Here is a 17,800-nt window from a genome sequence, read left to right as displayed (position 1 = left end):
GGTTTATTTGATTTAACTTCCGAAGAAAAAGTAATTGACACCAAAAGCAAACTTATGATATTATTAAATATTCGATAAAAAATAACATATGTGTTAAACTTGAGAAGGTTACCACATATGGAGGTGGATTATATGTTTCAAATTGGCGATAACATTGTTTATCCAATGCACGGAGCAGGTATAATTGAAGCCATAGAAGAAAAAGAATTCTCAGGGAAAAAACAACAGTATTATGTCATAAAAATGTCAATCAGTAATATGCAAGTCATGATTCCTACGGGTAAAATATTGAGTTCGAATATACGCCCAGTTATTGATATACTTGCATTAACGCACATTATACAAATTTTTCAGCATGGAGAATCAGATGAATTACTGCCGTGGAAACAAAGGCATAAAGTAAACACAGATAAAATAAAAACGGGTGAAATACAAGAAGGTGCTGAAGTTATACGTGATTTAATCCGTATGAAGAAGGAAAAAGCACTGAATACAAGCGAAAAAAAATTGTTGGATGATGCATATAAATTTTTGGTCAGTGAGCTAGAATTAATTAAAGGAATCACTGAAAAACAAATAAAAAGTTTCTGTTAAGATTTATTATAAATAATGTATGACATCCCCCAGAAATATCCTGAATTTTCTGGGTATATGATGGTTATTAAAAGTAAATTATTTCAAAGACATTCAACTTCTTCAACTCACTTTTAGAGTAGATACCTCTTTTGTTATCACTTCAATCTAATCCATTTTTATTTTTAAATTTCTTTTACGAACGTTCCAAGTTTCATCAAATAACTCGATTAAATAGTCACTTGATTTTTGCAATCCTGATTCACACTGGCACGGACAAGGAGCCGTAAGGATGAAAGAGAGGTAGGGCTTTCATTGTTTTAGGTAATATACTATCTAAGTCATTATTTCTAGAAGAAAAAACAATCAATCTCACCGCTATCTTTAAGAGTTGCTTACATCTACTGAGACAGTGAATAGTAATTGTTTATCTTCTTTACGTAAAATTGATAAACGGACTGGTAACACCATATGGTCAACTACAAAAAAATGGTTTCCAGACAAGGAAACCATTTTAAATTTTATTTACATACATATAGTAAATTAAGCAGTAAGAAGGAGTGCACACATGAAAAAAATGTTAACAAAAGAATTAAGTAATGCATTAAAGAAGCGAGAAGGGATTATCTCTATTACAGTTGAACCTTATGAAAAAATCGAAGTTGGTGGAATTCGTGTAGATGGACCAGCTGTTATTCTAATTAATCAAGAATAGCTAAAAATAGTTGTATGCAAGAAGAAAAGGATCAGCCTTTACGAGAAGGGAAGATTCTTTTTGTTTGCTACAGCTAATATGGGATATACATAAGTTTTATCTGATGTGTTGGGGTTAAAAGGAAGGAGAGGGTCGGGATTATCATGGTGGAAAGCTTAATATTGGTAGGATTTCTTTTTACGTTATATAAATTAGTTGATAAAAAACAAACTAATTATTTAAAACGATAGATTGTTTCCTTTTTAAGGGCGAGATTTATTTGAGAGTGAAATGGATAATGTAAAGGAGGAATTTAGATGGATGCAAGGAAAGAACGCATAAAATACGAAAAGATATCAAAGAATTATGAACGTATTTATTCGGTTTCGTTTATCCTATTAATTATAATTGTTTGTAGTAGTGTGATTATCATAGGAGCTACAGGAGGAAAATATGGAGTGTTTTTATTATTAGCAATTTTACTTAATGCACGTATTACGAAAGAATCTCAAAAAAAGTATGAGCACTATTCTAATAAAGGCCGTATTTAAAATCATACATATCCAGAAAGGAACAACCTAGATGTACATTCAAAATATCCCTTTATCATCACCTATTAACTAGTAAAAGTAACTTTATATAAATAATTTTTAGCAATTTTGAAATAGAAACCGTATCTTATTAAAATGTTATTTCCGTTCCTATAATGAATTATCCTTCTAGCATATTTATAAGATTTATATCATATATTAGGAGAAAGAATGCAAATTAGAAAGGAGTCGTATAGAATGAGTTATTTGGAAGGAAATGACTTGAGTGAACAACATATGGTAAGTACACCTAATCCCTACGTATATCAGACATTACAAACAGTAATTGGTAAATATGTGGTTATTGAAACTGTAAGAGATAATGTAAGAGGAAAGTTAAAAGATGTTAAACCAGATCATTTGCTCATTGAAGATACGGTACCATATATTGTACGAATTCAACAAATTGTATGGATTATGCCAAAACAATGACTAAATTACATCTAATTTGATTTATAACAAATTGGTTTCATAGACGTCCAAATAAAAACACAGGATTTTATCTCTGTGTTTCTTCAAATTTTCGTTTTTGGATATATGCTTGAGCATGGATAATTTCTTTCTGAAGTTCTTTTAATTCTTCCGTAGATCCAGATTCAATCCTCATGTACGTAGTAACTAGACTAATCATCATATCCATCTTTTCTACTATATTTTTAAAAAGTAGGGTTCCCTAACGTGGGCAGATTGTTTCAACAGATAAATTTACTGTCGATGGTTCATAGTAGGAAGCAAGTGGTCTACAAACAAATGATCTCCTAAATTATTAAAAATTTTTAGTTCCAGTTACAGAATTCTTATTATATAAGGATTCATTTTTGTATCAAAAGCATACAAAGTAAAAAAATAAGATCGGCGAATACGATCTTATCTTTAGCACAAGGAGTAAACAAAAAGGATAACCATTATATTTTTATTTTGCTTAGATTTTTGCTGATTCTTAATATTAAAACCATAATTAACAATAGTATATATATTGAGAAAGTAATTACAAATTTTGTTGTAATTATTTTTAAAAAATGAAAGTAAACTTTCACTTTCCTCAAACTATTGACTTAATAGAATTTTATTATCTAATTTTTTTAATGTCTTGAATAATTTCGTCATAAGGAGTATTTTCGACGCCTGAATATTTTTTTAGAACTTTTCCATTTTTGTTAATCAGATAAAAACTTGTGCCATGTATAACTTGTGTATCATTTTCTGGCTTAGTTACAAGTGATTGGAAGTTTTCTTTAGCAAACTTTTCAATATCTGCTCTTTTATATCCCGTGAGGAAATGAGTCCTACTTCCATCCATTGCATAGGTCTTCATAAATTCTGTTATTTTTTCTGGTGTGTCTACTTCAGGATCAACACTAAATGATACAAATTCTACATCTTTAATCCCGTCCGTATTCAACATTCTCTGGATTTTTGCCATATTGGCTGTCATAGGTGGACAAACTGTTTGGCAACTTGTAAAGAAGAAATCAGCTACCCAAATTTTATCTTGTAACTCAGCTGATCCAAATTGCTTCCCATTTTGATCTGTAAATGAGAACTTCTGTACATCCCAATCTAGTGAATTGTTGAGTTTTGCATCTTTGCATGCTCCTAGAGCTATAACTGTGATTATAAGTATAAGTGATCTAATGAAATTCATTTTTTTCATATGTATTTATCTCCTTTCATTTTTTATAGATTTTACGGAATGGTTATATGAACTACCCAACAATCGGTAGTATTTACTTTGGTTAATTTTTATTTTTAATAGCCATCGAATTAATCTTAACAAAACCGAATGAATCCCCTTGTTCCAGGGTATTTATAATAATACTACTATGCATATAGCTTCCTCTTTGATGTTTATAGTTCACAAGACTGCTTATAATTAAGATTGTTAGGTATGTCATTATTACATACATAGCTTCTTTATTTTACGGATCATAATAAAAGGTGAAAGGTAAAGTAAAACAAGAAGATATTATCTAGTACTTTGTTATACAAAGCGCGATATCTGATAAGAAGTATTTTATATAAGGAAAAATAGATAGTTCATTCAAGAACTTATTGATAATACTGGTAATGAATTCATCTCGGTATGATCCTTGAATTAATATCCTTCATAAGAGTGAAAAAACACTATATATTTGGCTAATGTGTTAAAAATAGAGTTAACTATAGTATAAATTAAAGATTAAATTATACATATTGAGAAAATATTTTAGAGATTGAATATTAAGATTTCTCCTATTAAAATTAAATTTGAAATGAAAGGATAATCTGTAAGCATGGCCCTTATGTAGAAAAGAGATAGGACTATTTCTATCTCTTTTTGTTATGCTGGCAGTTTATATATCTTTAATTAATTCTTTAGACACATGTAAAGGAGTTTAGTTTATACCTGATATATTCCTTTTATTAAGTTAACTAAGTTAATTGATTCAAGAATTTTATAACATTAGGAGGATAACAAATGAAAAATTATCAACTTACACAGATTTTAAGAGAAAAAAGAAATATAGACAAAAATTATTATGAATTTTTGCATGAAACGGATCTAAGTATGGGAATTTATGAATTGAAAGCAGGATCTTTAGATATCCAACAACCACATACAGAAGATGAAGTATATTATATTATCAATGGCAGAGCACAACTTGAAGTAGAGAGTGAAAATATTTTTGTTGAATCTGGTTCTATTATTTATGTAAAGGCTAACATGGAACATAGATTTCATACTATTGAAGAAGATCTCACGGTACTTGTTTTCTTTGCACCTGCTGAATACTCTTGCGAAAAAGATTTTAAATTACAACGATAATTGCATAATAGGAAAGGTGAAAATAAAAGTCTTTTTATCAAGTTTGTTTAAATTAGACAACAACTAATTATAGGCAGGTATGTTATGCCATTAAAGAAAAATAAACTTTTTCAATAAATAAGAATCAATAGAAAAAAACAAAAATGTTAAAATAAGGTAATTTATGTTTAAAAAAGGTAAACTTTACGGCGTTTTTAATGAATTCTTGTTAGTTTTTTCAAGTAAAAATATCTAGTTGCATGTCTTTCAATTTGAGGTTTTTTGGGTTTTTTTTACATAAAAATATATTTACGGAAAAATATTTCTAAATATTTCTAATCTATTGAACAATCAAAAGTTTTAGTATACGATTACAACGTGTTATCAAGATATACAGAGAAGAAAAGGAGATTACATATGAAAAATAAAAAAATTGGAATCATCATGAGAAAAGGTTATAGCATTCATGGTGATCATATTGAAACTGCAGGAAGAATATCTGATGAACTTTACTTGTTTACGAGTGTACCAAGTAAAACAATGGATGCGCGCTTTAAAGAAGTAATTGTACTTGAAGAGGCTTCTGAAATAGATGCTGAAAATTATATTTTTACAAAAGGAAAAGATATAGGAATTAACTTTTTTGTAACTTGGCAAGAAACTGATATTGTATTAACTGCTAAAATTAATGAACGCTTTGGTAATAAAGCGTTATCTGTTGAAGCTGCTACGATATCTCGAGATAAATCAAAGCAGAGAGAATTTATGTTAAAGAATTCTATTGCTAGTCCTAAATTTGCAAAAGTTAATTCTATAGAGGATGCAGAGAAAGAAATAGAAAATATTCCTTTCCCTGTAATCATTAAGCCTACTATGGCTGCTAGCAGTGAATCTGTATATTTAGTTAACAACTTAGAAGAATTGAATAATTCATTAGAAAAAATTATTAATCTTTCTAAAACAAATAAAGGATTCTATTTTAATCAAACACAACAATGTGTGGCATTAGTAGAAGAATTTCTGACTGGAGAAGAAATTACAGTTGATGGAGTCGTTTTAAATGGAGAATTTTACCTTGGTGGAATTCACAATAAAAATAAAATGATGGGTCCATATTTCGAGGAAGATGAATACACTTTACCGTATGTTGGTGTAGATGAAGACATAGTTGTTAATATTGCTAAAGAAATATGTGGAAAATTAGCTATTGAAAACAGTTTATTTAATGTAGAACTACGCCGAGATACGCAAGGGAATTTTAAAGTTGTAGAATTTAGTACTAGAATCAGTGGCGGGCATGTTTATCGTAATATACGTGATGTGCATGGAATTGATTTAGTAGCCGTTAATATTCTTGGTTTATTAGATTGTAAAGGGGATATTATGGAATTCTTCTTAACTAGATCTACAACACCAAAATCTTGTACTTGTATTAAATTTGTATATAGATCTGGAATTATAAAGAAAAATGAATTGGGAATTGTTGCTGAACAGCCAGAGTATAAGGCTTACTATCCTGTAGCAAAAGTGGGAGCTGAAGTATATCATGCTCCAAAAGGATTTGATATAACGGGCTTACTTTCATTAAGAGCACCATATAATGATAAATCTGATGTAGAAAAATTGCGCCAAAGAGCTAGAGTATTAGATAATCAATTAGATATAGAATTAGAAATTCCGGTTCATGCATAAAAACTTAAGTAAATCTGGTTGTTATATTCCTTGTTTTAAATGAGGAATATAACCGCTAGATTTATCGATAAATTATTTAATAGTATCAATTTAAAACCAAGTAATCCTATATATATTCTTATTGAAATGGAGTGGAAAATATTATGAATAAAAAAGTATCTATTTTGGGAGCACCTACTTACTTCGGAGCTAGTATAGGAGGGGTTGACCTTGGACCATATGTTATAAGATATGGCGGTATGTCGAAGCAATTAACTGAAATCGGAATTGATTTTGTTGATCTAGGAGACATTTCTCTTCCTTCAACCAATAATAAAAATTATGGAATTGTCAAACAAGAGTTTTCAAATGAAGTAATTGATATATGTAAAAATATTGCTTCGACAGTTGAGAACGAATTGGAAAAAGGGCATTTCCCATTAGTTTTAGGTGGAGATCATAGTATTGCAATTGGGACTGTAACTGGAATTCTTAGAAAAATACCACGATTGGGAGTAATCTGGTTTGATGCTCATGGGGATGCAAATACATTTGAAACATCGATTTCTGGTAATATTCATGGGATGTCTTTAGCAATTCTCTTAGGATACGGTAACGAAAAATTTAAAGATTTTCTAGAGAAAGAAACTAAAATTGATCCAAAGAATATCGTACAAATAGGAATTCGTGATTTAGACCCAGGGGAAGAAGAGTTTCTCAAAAATTTAGGAGTAACAATTTTTACAGCAGAAGATGTGAGAAAACAAGGAATAAAAAGTATTATGGAAAAGGCAATTAAGATTCTCAATAATAATACAGATGCAGTTCATCTAACATTTGATTTAGATGCTTTAGATCCTGAATTTGCTCCTGGAGGAGGATTAGCAGTTCCACATGGTTTAAGTTTAGATGATACAAAAGAGGCAATTGATATGCTAAGAAATAATACAAACCTAGTAGCTGCAGAGTTCACGGAAATAAACCCTATATTAGACAAGGATAATATTACTGTCAACACAACAATTGGACTTATCACTGAACTTTTAAGTAAGAAAGTTACTATGTCTAAATAATTTTTTTCTGAAATTATTTTTAAAACTATAAAAAAACTATAAAAAATAAAATTATATACGAGAATTTAAAAAAACGAAAAGGACGAGTCAAATGAATAATAAAATATATGATGTTATTGGAATTGGATTTGGGCCAGCGAACCTGGCTTTAGCAACTGCTATTGAAGAAGAAAATAATTCAATGGAAAGAATTTTTCTAGAAGAAAAAACGCACTATCAATGGCATCCAGGGATGCTTTTAGATAATACAAATATTCAAATTTCATTTTTGAAAGACCTTGTAACTCTAAAAAATCCTAAAAGTAAATTCTCCTTTTTAAATTATCTACATGAAAATGAAAGACTAAGCGATTTTATTAATCTCTCAGAGTTTTATCCGTCACGACTTGAATACAATGATTATATGTCTTGGGTTGCATCTCAATTAGAAGAACACGTTTATTATAGTCGAACAGTAATTTCAGTAGACCCTATTATATCTGAAGATTCTGTCGAATTATTAGAAGTTATTGTGCAAAATACAAAGACTAATCAATTAGAGAGCTATATTACTAAAAATATTGTTTTGGCTACAGGTGGAACACCAAGAACGCCAATAAACATTGAATTGAATAATAGTAGAGTATTTCATTCAAGTCAATTTAAAAACAAAATTAATAACTTTAAACAAAATGACGCTCATAAGTTTTTAGTTGTAGGTTCGGGACAAAGTTCAGCTGAATTATTTTTCCATCTAATCAATAATTATCCGAAATCAGATATTACGGCAACGATGAGACCTTTCTCATATAAAGCTGTAAATGAAAGTAAGCTTGTTAATCGTATATTTGACGCTAATATGATTGACTTTATTTATTCTTTACCAGAAAAAAATCGAGATGCTTTATTAAAACACCACAGTGATACTAATTATGCAGCTGCGGATGGAAGTTTAATAAGCCAAATTAATAAAGCTTTATATAACCAAAAATTTCATGGAGAAGATCGTTTTAGAATAAAGCCATTTTTAGAATTAACGGAGATAAAAACACTGTCTGATAAAGCGGTTGTTTATTACAAAGACATAGTTAAACATACAGAAGTTGTTATTGAAGCTGATGCTGTAATTCTTGCTACTGGGTACGAAAGTAAAAAGAACCATCCTTTATTAAAAAATCTTAACTCGTACATTTCAGATAATATTGAAGTTTCCCGAAATTATCGTTTAGAAACAACGGATAAATTTAAACCTGGTATTTATTTACAGGGTGTAAATGAAAGCACTCATGGACTGAGTGACACTTTATTATCTAATTTATCTATTCGATCAAATGAAATTTTAAAAACCGTACAAGAAAATAATTCATTAACAGAAGAAAAAACTAAAAACGTGGTTTCATAATATAGGGGGTCTAAAGATGCATATTGAAAAGATAAATCCACAGATTTTTACAAATGAATATGATATTATGTGTCAACGATTATTTCCGCATTCTAATAAATTATATGATTCACCATTTGGTGCAATGTGGGGAATCATAGAACCTGGAGAAATTTCTAAAATTCATGGACATCATGAAGTTGAAACTTTTATTATCTTTAAGGGTGAAGGAATAGTTAAAGTGGGTAAAAAAGAAGAACCTGTTACGCAAGGGGACGCCATCTTTATTCCACCATTTGAAGAACATAGTTTGAAAAATACATCAGATGAAAATTTGATATTCTTCACCATATGGTGGGAAAATGCTTTTAGTAAAAAAAATAGCAAGAAGTTAGATTCAGGTAAAAAGAAATATTTAATAACGGCCACACCACCAACACCTAATGGTGATTTACATGTAGGGCACCTATCTGGTCCATATACAGGAGCTGACATTTTAACTAGATATTTAAAACTTAAAGGAAATGAAGTCTTTTATATGAGTGGGGCGGATGATCATCAAAGCTATGTGCCGTTTAAGGCGGGACAATTAGAAAAATCTCCTAGAGAAACGGCAGATCATTTTGCTAATGAAATTGAAAAAACATTAAGACTAGCAGAAATTAATCCGGATATTTTTGTAAAACCTCATTTTTCAACATTCCACATTGAGTTTGTCAAAGAGTTTTTTGAAAAACTGTGGAATGAAGGTAAATTAGTAGAAAAAGAAGTCGACATTCTATTCTGTAAGCAATGCGATAAGCACCTTTATGAAGCTTATGTGAGAGGTAATTGTCCACATTGTGATGAATTATCAGATGGCAACGCTTGTGAAAAATGTGGTAGACCTAATTTGTGTATAGATTTATTAAACCCAACTTGTAAATGTTGTGGTAGCGAACCAGAGAAATCTAAAATTAAACAACTATTTTTCCCATTAAGTAATTATAAAACACAATTAAAACAGTACTACAAAGAATTAAAAATAGGGCCACATCTAACGGCATTATGTGAGAGAATGCTAGATGAAGATTTTCCTGATATTCCTATTTCACATGTATCTGATTGGGGAATTCCAGTTCCGGTAGAAGGATATGAAAATCAAACTATATATGTATGGTTTGAAATGGCACCTGGATATTTATCTGCGACAAACGAATTAATTCAGGATAAAAACCTTTCGTATACGTTAAGGGATTTTTGGAATAATCAAGATACGACTATCATTAATTTCTTTGGATATGATAATGGCTATTTCCATTCAGTGCTTTTCCCAGCTATTTGGCTAGCATATAGTGAAGATATAACTCTTCCTAAAACAATGATAACAAATGAATTTTATCAACTAGAGGGTCTTAAGTTTTCAACAAGTAGGGGACATGCTGTATGGGGCAAAGAATTATTAGAAAATGCTTCACATGATGTTGTAAGGTATTATTTATCTTATAGTAGACCGGAAACAGTTGAAACAAACTTCACTATGGAAGAATTTAATCATATTGTAGATACGAACTTAAACCAAGAATGGGAATCATGGTTACATGATTTAAAATGCAAGTTAGAAGCTGAGTCTTCAAATGGTGCTCCAGAATTAGAGACACTATCAGGTAACTATTTAATGTATTATCAACATGTAAATCGAATTATGAATGAAATTATGAATGCATATGAACCAAATACATTTTCACCGCAAAAGGTAGTTAGATTATTAAATGAACTAGTCAGAATTGCTAAAAAATTCTCGGCAGGAGAAGAATTTTTAACGGTATTAAACAATAATCAACAAAGAAGAAATACTGCTATTGCACTAGAATTATATACTGCAAAAATTTTAGCATTATTTTCTAGCCCAATCATGCCTACATTTGGTAAAATGCTATGGGGGGATTTGGGATTTAATGTTGACATGCAGTTGGATGAGGAAGTAAGCTTTTTGCCTGCTGGACAGAAAGTGGATCTTCAAGAGAATTATTTTTCAAAAACAAACGACAGTTTTTATCTTCAGAATATTTGATAATATGAGGGGGGGAGTACTTACCTCCTCATATTTCCTAATAAAAAATATATAGGGAGCTCAAATTATGAAAGAGAAAATAAAAATTGGAGTAGTAGGCCCTTTTTCAGGTCCTAGGTCTGTATACGGACAAATGTTAATTGAGGGTGTAAATCGTGCGAAGCTAAATTATGCTGGTAACATCGAATGGGTTTATCAAGATGATAAAGGAGATCCAAATACCATCAAAGATATTTCTAAAAAAATGATTGAATCAGGGGTTGTTGCTGTAATTGGACACTTTAATAGTGCATGTGCTTTAAAAGCAATACCGTTTTATTCCAAGGCGAAAATTCCATTCTTAGTTCCTGCATCGACTAATTTAGACGTTACGCTTAATAACGAGGAATTAGTATTTAGGTTTTGTTCTAATGATTTGGTACAAGCTGAAACTGTTATTAATTTTTTGAAAACTAAAGATATTCAAACGATTAAGGCAGTTTCTGATGAAACATTTTACGGGAAAAGCCTAGCAGATTTACTGTATCAAAGTGCAAATTCTTCATTTAAAGAAGTTACTAGAATTGAAGATTTTAATAGTGAAAATAATAAGCATAGCGATGCAATATTCTTTGCTGGGACACACTTTAACTCCGCAACTTATCTAAGGGAACTGAGGATGAGAGGGTATAAAGGAATTTTTATAGCTTCAGATGATTCTTATGTAGATGAATTTATAGAATTAGCCCAAGATTATTCTAACGATGCTTTTACCATAAAAGCAAAAGAGGATTATGTAGAAACATCATTTCTTGCAGCTTCGTATCTATTAGAATGTATTGAATCTAATGTAGAAAATTTAATTAATGAATTAGCAACAGGTAATTCTACAATTAAATTTTCAAGCAATGGAGATCGTTTAGGAGCTTCATGGATAATTGCACAAGTTATTGATAAATCTTTTGTTGAGGTGAATTATCATAAAACATTCAGCTGATGTAGTTATTATTGGCGGCGGCATTATTGGTGCAGCTATACAGTATTATTTAACCAAGCAAAATATTACAAATACAATTTTATTAGAGAAAAATTCCTTTAGTAGTGGATCAACAGGCCAATCCGGAGGTTTTATAAGGGTCTATCATAATGATCCTTATCTAACTGAAATAGCAAAAGAAGGAATAAATGATTTTTTTAGTATTAGTGAAGAGGTTAAATTTAAGCAGACTGGAATGTTATATGTTGAAAATGAAACACAACATATAAAAATGGAAAAGCAAATTGGAGAACTTAGAAAATCTGGACATAAAATTAGTATCCTTTCATCTGAAGTATTAAAGAAAGAATTTGAATTTATAAATTTGCCTAAAAACAGCTGTGTGGCTTACGAGGAACAAGCAGGGTACATTAGCCCATCGTTAGCCACGAATACATGGATTGAAACATCTAAAACTAAAGGTGCATTAGCTTGTGAAGGAATAGAAGTGAAAGGAATTTTAATGGATAATAACTGTGTTGTAGGTGTTAAAACCTCCTATGGGACTATACATTGTAAACATGTTGTTGTGGCAGCTGGAGCCTGGAGTGGAAATATATTAGATACTATAGGTATTAAAATTCCAGTAAGAAGTAAAATTATTCAAATTCATTTCTTTGATGGAATAGGACAAAAAGACCATCCAATTTTTATAGATGATAGTACTGGATTATATGGCAGACCTGATAATCTAGGTACTTCTCTAGTAGGATATCCAGTAGATAAGTATGATATTGATCCAGACAAAAAAATGTCAATTGACCCAAATGACTTAGAAAAAATGCTTCAAAATTCAAAAAGTAGATTGCCATATCTAAATAAAAACTTATTTATAGGTGGAAGAAGAAGCTTTGATGCATATACATCAGATAATCGAGGAATTATAGAACAATTTCCACAAGTAGAAGGTTTAATCGTTGCAACTGGCTGGAGTGGTGGTGGAGTAAAGTTGGCTCCTGGTATTGGTAAGAGAATAGCGAAAATGATTACTGGAGTATAGGGGGAGAAAAGACTATGAACAATCTCGAGAATATTGAAATTTTTGAAGCGACCTATGATGATAGAGAGACTGTTATCAATTTAATTAGAATGTATATGGAATTCTATGAAAAGCCTGTGCGTGAAAAAAGTTCTTTAGATAAATTAGTAAATACTATAATAGAAAATAAAGATTTGGGATTATTCTATGTTTGTACGATTAATAAAGAGCCAATAGGATTTGCTACTTTATATACCACTTTCAGTACGTTAAGTATGGGAAGAGCAATGATTTTAAATGATTTATTTGTTATCCCTGATTATAGAAAATTGGGTATTGGGGATATGTTATTTAATACTTGTAAAAAGTACGTCCAAGACAATAATTATGCATATATGGAATGGGTTACCGCAAAAGATAATATAGTTGCCCAAAATTTCTATAAAAAACAAAAAGCAAATAAGAGTGATTGGATTGTTTACAGTATTTAAATAACAATCTAATAGTATTTAGGGCGGGTATAACAGAACATTTTCAATGTGCAATTTTGTTATGTATTTTCCAAATCCCTTTCTTTAAACAAGTTAAAACAAATTTAAGGTCAAACAACCGATATAAGAAAGAAGGAATGTATAATGCCAATTCAATTTATATTTATAGTACTATTGGCGCTGACTCTTTGTGGGGAAGGTATGTTAACAGTAACTCTAACCTGGACAATTTTGGATAAAGGGGGATCAGTTACTCATTTAGGAATTATATTAACATTAATGAGTTTGTTACCATTCTTTATGCAAAAATATTCGAAAAGTCTTAAGATGTGGTTAACAAAAAGTCCATTGTTAATTTTCTCTGGTGTCCGTTGCATCGGTATTATTCTGATTATAATAAGTCTTTTGAATAGTGATTATATTAATGTTTTTACTTTATATATTTTTGCAGGTGTTTTTTCTATTATTTTATTTTTATCTACGCAAAGCTTGGAAACTTATATGTCTCAAATGGTATTATCAGGAGAAATTCCAGCAGGAAAGGCTTCAAATATGTTACAAACTGCAATACAAATTGGAGCATTTGGTGGGAACGCAATAGCAGGATTTATGATGAATGTAGGTGGATTTAATAATGTACTTTATGGTTTAGCATTCTCTTTAGGTATTGGGGTATTTTTACCTCTTCTAATGCCGCTATTAAAAAGTAAAGATGTTCAGCAAAATAAAAAACCTGTATCAAATCATATTGAAAAAATAAATCCAATAGATAATTCAAAAATATTATGGATTACAATTACTGGTATTGCTGTTTTAACAATACAACTTGCATCATTTAATTTTTTAGTACCAATTTTATTTCACGATGTATATCGTTGGGATCCTATGCAGTATGGATTTGTTAGTGCTGCAGCAGGTTTAGGGGCTTTATTAGCTACACTTGTTGGGAAATTTGAAAAATTTATTCCAAGGTCAATTTTTCTATTAATTGCTGTTTTTGATATTACTTTAGGATTAGTGCATTCCTGGTATTTAGCAATTGCCGTTTCATTTATGCTTGGTTTTGTTTTTAATCGTTCACGTATCAATCAAAGAACTGTCATGTTTGACTTTATTAAAACAAAAGAAGAAACGGTTATTTGGTCTAGTCGGTCTACACTAGCATTCCAGTTTACCAAAGCCGCTTTACCTTTATCGTTAGCATTACCTATTCAATGGATTGGGATTATGAATGCAGGTCATCTTTTTGGAGTGATAGGTACGGTTGTTGCTGCTACTATGATGGTAATTTATCTTAACGAACTAAATCATAGAAAGAAAATAGAAGTTTTACAACAAGAAGTTGCTCCAAAATCATTTTAATAGCAGCGTATTAAATGAAAAGAATAGCTAATGAAGTAAATTTTATAACGTCGAAACAACGTATAAATAACTATGTAGAAATGAGTACTGTATTATACAGTACTCATTTCTTTTAGTTCGCCTTTAATTATAATTAAAATAGTCAATATCATTTCCTAATTCCAATTCAAATAAGCAATTAAATTTCAACTACTCTATTAGTAGATTTCTCAAATGAAACAATATCCACATTAATTCTTTATATAGATATGAGAGTATTAGTTCCATTTTACTATGCATTTTGTGTAGTAATGTATTTATATTATGTTTTAGAGTTGTGACTTAAACTTAATTTATATTGTCAAAAAACTACACCCAAATTGTTAGGAGTGTAGTTTTTTGTTATGGTGTTTATTATTAGGAAAAGTCGCTTATAACCTTAATTATCTGTCAAATCATAATTAGTATTTGTTTTGAATATTATAAGATTAGATATTATTTGAGCTACAGAAATATAATTATCAACAAATTCTTCTAATTCTCTCAAATCAGTTATTATAATTTTAGCAATAAAGTCAGTCTTTCCTGTAACTCTATAACAAAATTCAATATTTGTTTCAAGCTGTATACAATCCATAAATTCCCGGAACTGTCCTTCTTTTACTTTTATTTCTAATATTGCTTGTAAAGAATTTGTAGTTGTTTCCTTATTGCTATTTTCCGTTCCAATCATGTTAGTGGATTTAGTTTGAATAACGGTATTTTTCATTTGATAAAAAATCCTTTCAAATTAGTTTCGAATAGAAAAAATATAACCTTTTTCCATTACAGGTGAAATGGTAAGTCGAAGTAGGGTTTAGTATTATAAAGTTATTCAGATATGGATATGAAATATTATAGGATAAAAAATTTTAAAAGGAGGAATTTATATTATGAAAAAAACATCGGATGATCAAAAGTTATTGAGTATCTATTTTCAACAAATTGTAAAAGCAATTATACTCATGAAATAGTATAACATTCTATCATTCATTAAGAAGTATATTTTTGAAAAAATTCAATAGATTTTGGTAATTATAATAGTTTTCCAAACGCTAAAGAGCAATTTTATAAAACTGAAAATATTGAGAAATAAGAAAAGTTAGTCACTTGATATTGGATTTATTACGCGAAATGTTATAATACATATATAAGCATTATTTAAAAAAGCAACTCGAACCCCAATCCGAGTTGCTTTTTTATTATCTGTTTAATTATAAAATAACAACTAATTGAGTTGTTATTTTATAATATGTGATTGTTTGAAAATTGAATTTTTATATGCAATATTGCATATAAAAGCTTTTGTATAACATGTTATAATTTTGTTAGTAAATTATTCATCCATTAATTTACTGCTATTCATATCAACAGATATGAAAACCCTAAATTTATAAATAAAAAGAGAAGAACTATGGTGGGTTCTTCTCTTTTTATTTATAATTATTTATTACTTTAAAAAAAAGTATATAGAATCTCAGTCATTTTAAATTTGCTAATAACCATTTTCAAGTATTAGAATATTTAGCAAGTTTGTATTCTAATCAAGTGTTTTTGTACAAGTAGCAGATATAAAATTCAATTAAAATATGACATGCATAGTGAGAAATTTTTAAGTTGAAGTATGTGAGAATAATGATTATACCTATAGAATAGGTTTAGATGGAACAAATACATGATTTTTATTTATTTGTTGCAAATTTAATAGATCTTTAAAAATGAAGTTTATTTTTAAGGTATTGATTATTGTGATTCTGTAAAATTAGAAAAACTAATATGCCACTTATACGTGCATTTGATTAGCAGTCTTATTTGTTTTCCTACTATTCTCCACTTGTTTATGAATATTTGATAAAAGAAATTAAAGAATTAACAAGGCAATCATCGTAGCAGTTTAATTTTTTGCAGAAAAACGGACAAACATCCTATAGAAATGAGAAGAAAACAATCTTATTATCCTAGGGCATTGTGTAAAATTTTAATTTGTCCCACATTTGTGTATCTTAATTTTAACAATATATTATTAATTGTTTATATTCATATCTGGTATTTAAGACTTAGGGATTTGCTAGCTTATTAAGGCTATATCTGATTAAAGATTAGAATGAATTTGAAATAAATGGGGTGCTTGTGAAAATTCAGGTGTACAAAAACGAAACCTTTATTTCATAGCAAGTAGGAAGAATAAGCGTATAAGCATGCTCTTAAAAAAGCTAGATTTTTATGAGTGAAGTGTCTGTATAAAATAACATATGTCTATCTAGTTAAAAAATATTATCTTATTAGTGAGAAAATTAAGAAGGACCTGATGTATTAAATCAGGTCCTTAAATTAAAGCACTTGAAAACAAACTGTCACCATTATAATAACAATAAAGGGAATTTAATTCAATATGTTAAATGTTGAGAAATAAACGATAATAATTCCATTTTATCGTAAATAAAAGAGTACTTACTTCTCATAAGTATTGCCACAATAGGTAAAGTGATCATACCAGCAATAATTAGACGCCTGTGAATCAGCATCACTATTTAAATTTTTACCAGAGAGCAATTTATTTAATTGGAAGAAAAAAAGAAGGGCCTATTTGACTCCTTCCTTTTTCTCATACATACATAACGCTTGTTGACAACTTATGAAATAATAGCATTCATCGCTATTAAAATATAACACTAAAAGTAATTAAATAGATATGTAATTATGCATTCATCGTGCTATTTCATGAATGGGAACAAAACTATTTATCTCTTTCGGATTGGGAAATAAATAGACTCAGGTATACTTAAGGTAAAAACACCTGATTATTGATTGCTGGTTAAACCATATTTCTACATATCTGAAACAAATTATTTCACTGGATTGCATGTTAAAGAGGGGCAGGGCTTTATGAAATGTAGATTGTTCCTTAGTTTCTTGCTCGTGATTTTACTAGTAGGATGCATCGGAAAAGAATTCACGTTATATACGATTCCAAAAGGGGGATTAGTCAGTAGGCTCCAAAAGAAGAACCCCCATCGACCAGTAACTAGGGTGACAGTTAAGAAAAGAAGTGGTACTAAAATAACCATTATTAAAGATATTCTTTGATATGGATTCATATAAAGACGCCCCTTTATGGATAAATAGTATTGTATGT

At 29.6% G+C, this 17,800-nt stretch carries 15 protein-coding genes; 13 read left to right on the top strand and 2 right to left on the bottom strand.

The genetic code is table 11. The features are described 5' to 3' along the window. The first annotated feature begins 132 nt into the window (after positions 1–132). From ACSG5Z_RS28025 to ACSG5Z_RS28010, 4 genes are all read left to right on the top strand, one after another. On the top strand, positions 133–594 hold the full coding sequence (locus ACSG5Z_RS28025; RefSeq protein WP_435712653.1) for a CarD family transcriptional regulator: 462 nt from the start codon (positions 133–135) through the stop codon (positions 592–594). 547 nt (positions 595–1,141) lie between these two features. Next, positions 1,142–1,288, top strand: a complete 147-nt coding sequence (locus ACSG5Z_RS28020) for a BC1881 family protein (protein WP_098155390.1) — start codon at positions 1,142–1,144, stop codon at positions 1,286–1,288. Positions 1,289–1,584: 296 nt separating this feature from the next. Beyond that, on the top strand, positions 1,585–1,818 hold the full coding sequence (locus ACSG5Z_RS28015; protein ID WP_098155388.1) for a hypothetical protein: 234 nt from the start codon (positions 1,585–1,587) through the stop codon (positions 1,816–1,818). Positions 1,819–2,055: 237 nt separating this feature from the next. Continuing rightward, complete coding sequence (locus ACSG5Z_RS28010) at positions 2,056–2,289, top strand: YuzF family protein (RefSeq protein ID WP_097890055.1); 234 nt, start codon at positions 2,056–2,058, stop codon at positions 2,287–2,289. A gap of 637 nt (positions 2,290–2,926) precedes the next feature. On the opposite strand, the gene ACSG5Z_RS28005 is transcribed toward ACSG5Z_RS28010, so the two are convergent. Further along, on the bottom strand, positions 2,927–3,511 hold the full coding sequence (locus ACSG5Z_RS28005; RefSeq protein WP_435712652.1) for an SCO family protein: 585 nt from the start codon (positions 3,509–3,511) through the stop codon (positions 2,927–2,929). A gap of 804 nt (positions 3,512–4,315) precedes the next feature. Here ACSG5Z_RS28005 and ACSG5Z_RS28000 point away from each other — a divergent pair. The 9 genes from ACSG5Z_RS28000 to ACSG5Z_RS27960 all read left to right on the top strand — a co-directional run bounded on the left by ACSG5Z_RS28000 (position 4,316) and on the right by ACSG5Z_RS27960 (position 14,646). Continuing rightward, on the top strand, positions 4,316–4,663 hold the full coding sequence (locus tag ACSG5Z_RS28000) for a cupin domain-containing protein (RefSeq protein ID WP_097890057.1): 348 nt from the start codon (positions 4,316–4,318) through the stop codon (positions 4,661–4,663). A 396-nt stretch (positions 4,664–5,059) separates the two neighbouring features. Then, on the top strand, positions 5,060–6,334 hold the full coding sequence (locus ACSG5Z_RS27995) for an ATP-grasp domain-containing protein (RefSeq protein WP_435712651.1): 1,275 nt from the start codon (positions 5,060–5,062) through the stop codon (positions 6,332–6,334). 143 nt (positions 6,335–6,477) lie between these two features. Next, positions 6,478–7,386: an arginase gene (gene rocF / locus ACSG5Z_RS27990; protein WP_097890059.1), complete on the top strand. Its 909-nt coding sequence runs from the start codon at positions 6,478–6,480 to the stop codon at positions 7,384–7,386. 91 nt (positions 7,387–7,477) lie between these two features. Beyond that, positions 7,478–8,767 (top strand): lysine N(6)-hydroxylase/L-ornithine N(5)-oxygenase family protein, encoded by a 1,290-nt coding sequence (locus tag ACSG5Z_RS27985; RefSeq protein ID WP_097890060.1) that lies wholly within the window; start codon positions 7,478–7,480, stop codon positions 8,765–8,767. Between the two features lie 16 nt (positions 8,768–8,783). After that, positions 8,784–10,799: a class I tRNA ligase family protein gene (locus ACSG5Z_RS27980; protein WP_435712650.1), complete on the top strand. Its 2,016-nt coding sequence runs from the start codon at positions 8,784–8,786 to the stop codon at positions 10,797–10,799. Between the two features lie 67 nt (positions 10,800–10,866). Beyond that, the gene (locus ACSG5Z_RS27975; RefSeq protein WP_097890062.1) at positions 10,867–11,775 is read left to right on the top strand and encodes a branched-chain amino acid ABC transporter substrate-binding protein; all 909 of its coding nucleotides are present in this window, start codon (positions 10,867–10,869) and stop codon (positions 11,773–11,775) included. Beyond that, entirely contained in the window at positions 11,753–12,814 is a 1,062-nt protein-coding gene (locus ACSG5Z_RS27970) for an NAD(P)/FAD-dependent oxidoreductase (RefSeq protein WP_435712675.1), read from the top strand. Before ACSG5Z_RS27975 ends, ACSG5Z_RS27970 begins: the two co-directional genes overlap by 23 nt. A gap of 14 nt (positions 12,815–12,828) precedes the next feature. After that, on the top strand, positions 12,829–13,284 hold the full coding sequence (locus tag ACSG5Z_RS27965) for a GNAT family N-acetyltransferase (RefSeq protein WP_097890064.1): 456 nt from the start codon (positions 12,829–12,831) through the stop codon (positions 13,282–13,284). Positions 13,285–13,428: 144 nt separating this feature from the next. Continuing rightward, positions 13,429–14,646: an MFS transporter gene (locus tag ACSG5Z_RS27960; RefSeq protein ID WP_435712649.1), complete on the top strand. Its 1,218-nt coding sequence runs from the start codon at positions 13,429–13,431 to the stop codon at positions 14,644–14,646. A gap of 418 nt (positions 14,647–15,064) precedes the next feature. On the opposite strand, the gene ACSG5Z_RS27955 is transcribed toward ACSG5Z_RS27960, so the two are convergent. Then, the gene (locus tag ACSG5Z_RS27955; RefSeq protein ID WP_097890066.1) at positions 15,065–15,394 is read right to left on the bottom strand and encodes an Lrp/AsnC family transcriptional regulator; all 330 of its coding nucleotides are present in this window, start codon (positions 15,392–15,394) and stop codon (positions 15,065–15,067) included. Positions 15,395–17,800 lie beyond the last annotated feature (2,406 nt).

This window comes from Bacillus pretiosus, assembly GCF_051294775.1.
GTDB classification, from domain to species: Bacteria; Bacillota; Bacilli; order Bacillales; family Bacillaceae_G; genus Bacillus_A; species Bacillus_A wiedmannii.
Note: the sequence above shows the minus strand (reverse complement) of the source record. Positions and strands in the feature narration are given on the sequence as shown.

What these genes read in the sequence shown, in the direction of transcription:
- ACSG5Z_RS27965 (WP_097890064.1), top strand. Translation starts at nt 12,829, where the DNA reads ATGAACAATCTCGAGAATATTGAAATTTTTGAAGCGACCTATGATGAT.
- ACSG5Z_RS27955 (WP_097890066.1), bottom strand. Translation starts at nt 15,394, where the DNA reads ATGAAAAATACCGTTATTCAAACTAAATCCACTAACATGATTGGAACG.
- ACSG5Z_RS28010 (WP_097890055.1), top strand. Translation starts at nt 2,056, where the DNA reads ATGAGTTATTTGGAAGGAAATGACTTGAGTGAACAACATATGGTAAGT.
- ACSG5Z_RS27995 (WP_435712651.1), top strand. Translation starts at nt 5,060, where the DNA reads ATGAAAAATAAAAAAATTGGAATCATCATGAGAAAAGGTTATAGCATT.
- ACSG5Z_RS28000 (WP_097890057.1), top strand. Translation starts at nt 4,316, where the DNA reads ATGAAAAATTATCAACTTACACAGATTTTAAGAGAAAAAAGAAATATA.
- ACSG5Z_RS28020 (WP_098155390.1), top strand. Translation starts at nt 1,142, where the DNA reads ATGAAAAAAATGTTAACAAAAGAATTAAGTAATGCATTAAAGAAGCGA.
- ACSG5Z_RS27985 (WP_097890060.1), top strand. Translation starts at nt 7,478, where the DNA reads ATGAATAATAAAATATATGATGTTATTGGAATTGGATTTGGGCCAGCG.
- ACSG5Z_RS27975 (WP_097890062.1), top strand. Translation starts at nt 10,867, where the DNA reads ATGAAAGAGAAAATAAAAATTGGAGTAGTAGGCCCTTTTTCAGGTCCT.
- ACSG5Z_RS27980 (WP_435712650.1), top strand. Translation starts at nt 8,784, where the DNA reads ATGCATATTGAAAAGATAAATCCACAGATTTTTACAAATGAATATGAT.
- ACSG5Z_RS28015 (WP_098155388.1), top strand. Translation starts at nt 1,585, where the DNA reads ATGGATGCAAGGAAAGAACGCATAAAATACGAAAAGATATCAAAGAAT.
- ACSG5Z_RS28025 (WP_435712653.1), top strand. Translation starts at nt 133, where the DNA reads ATGTTTCAAATTGGCGATAACATTGTTTATCCAATGCACGGAGCAGGT.
- ACSG5Z_RS28005 (WP_435712652.1), bottom strand. Translation starts at nt 3,511, where the DNA reads ATGAAAAAAATGAATTTCATTAGATCACTTATACTTATAATCACAGTT.
- rocF (WP_097890059.1), top strand. Translation starts at nt 6,478, where the DNA reads ATGAATAAAAAAGTATCTATTTTGGGAGCACCTACTTACTTCGGAGCT.
- ACSG5Z_RS27960 (WP_435712649.1), top strand. Translation starts at nt 13,429, where the DNA reads ATGCCAATTCAATTTATATTTATAGTACTATTGGCGCTGACTCTTTGT.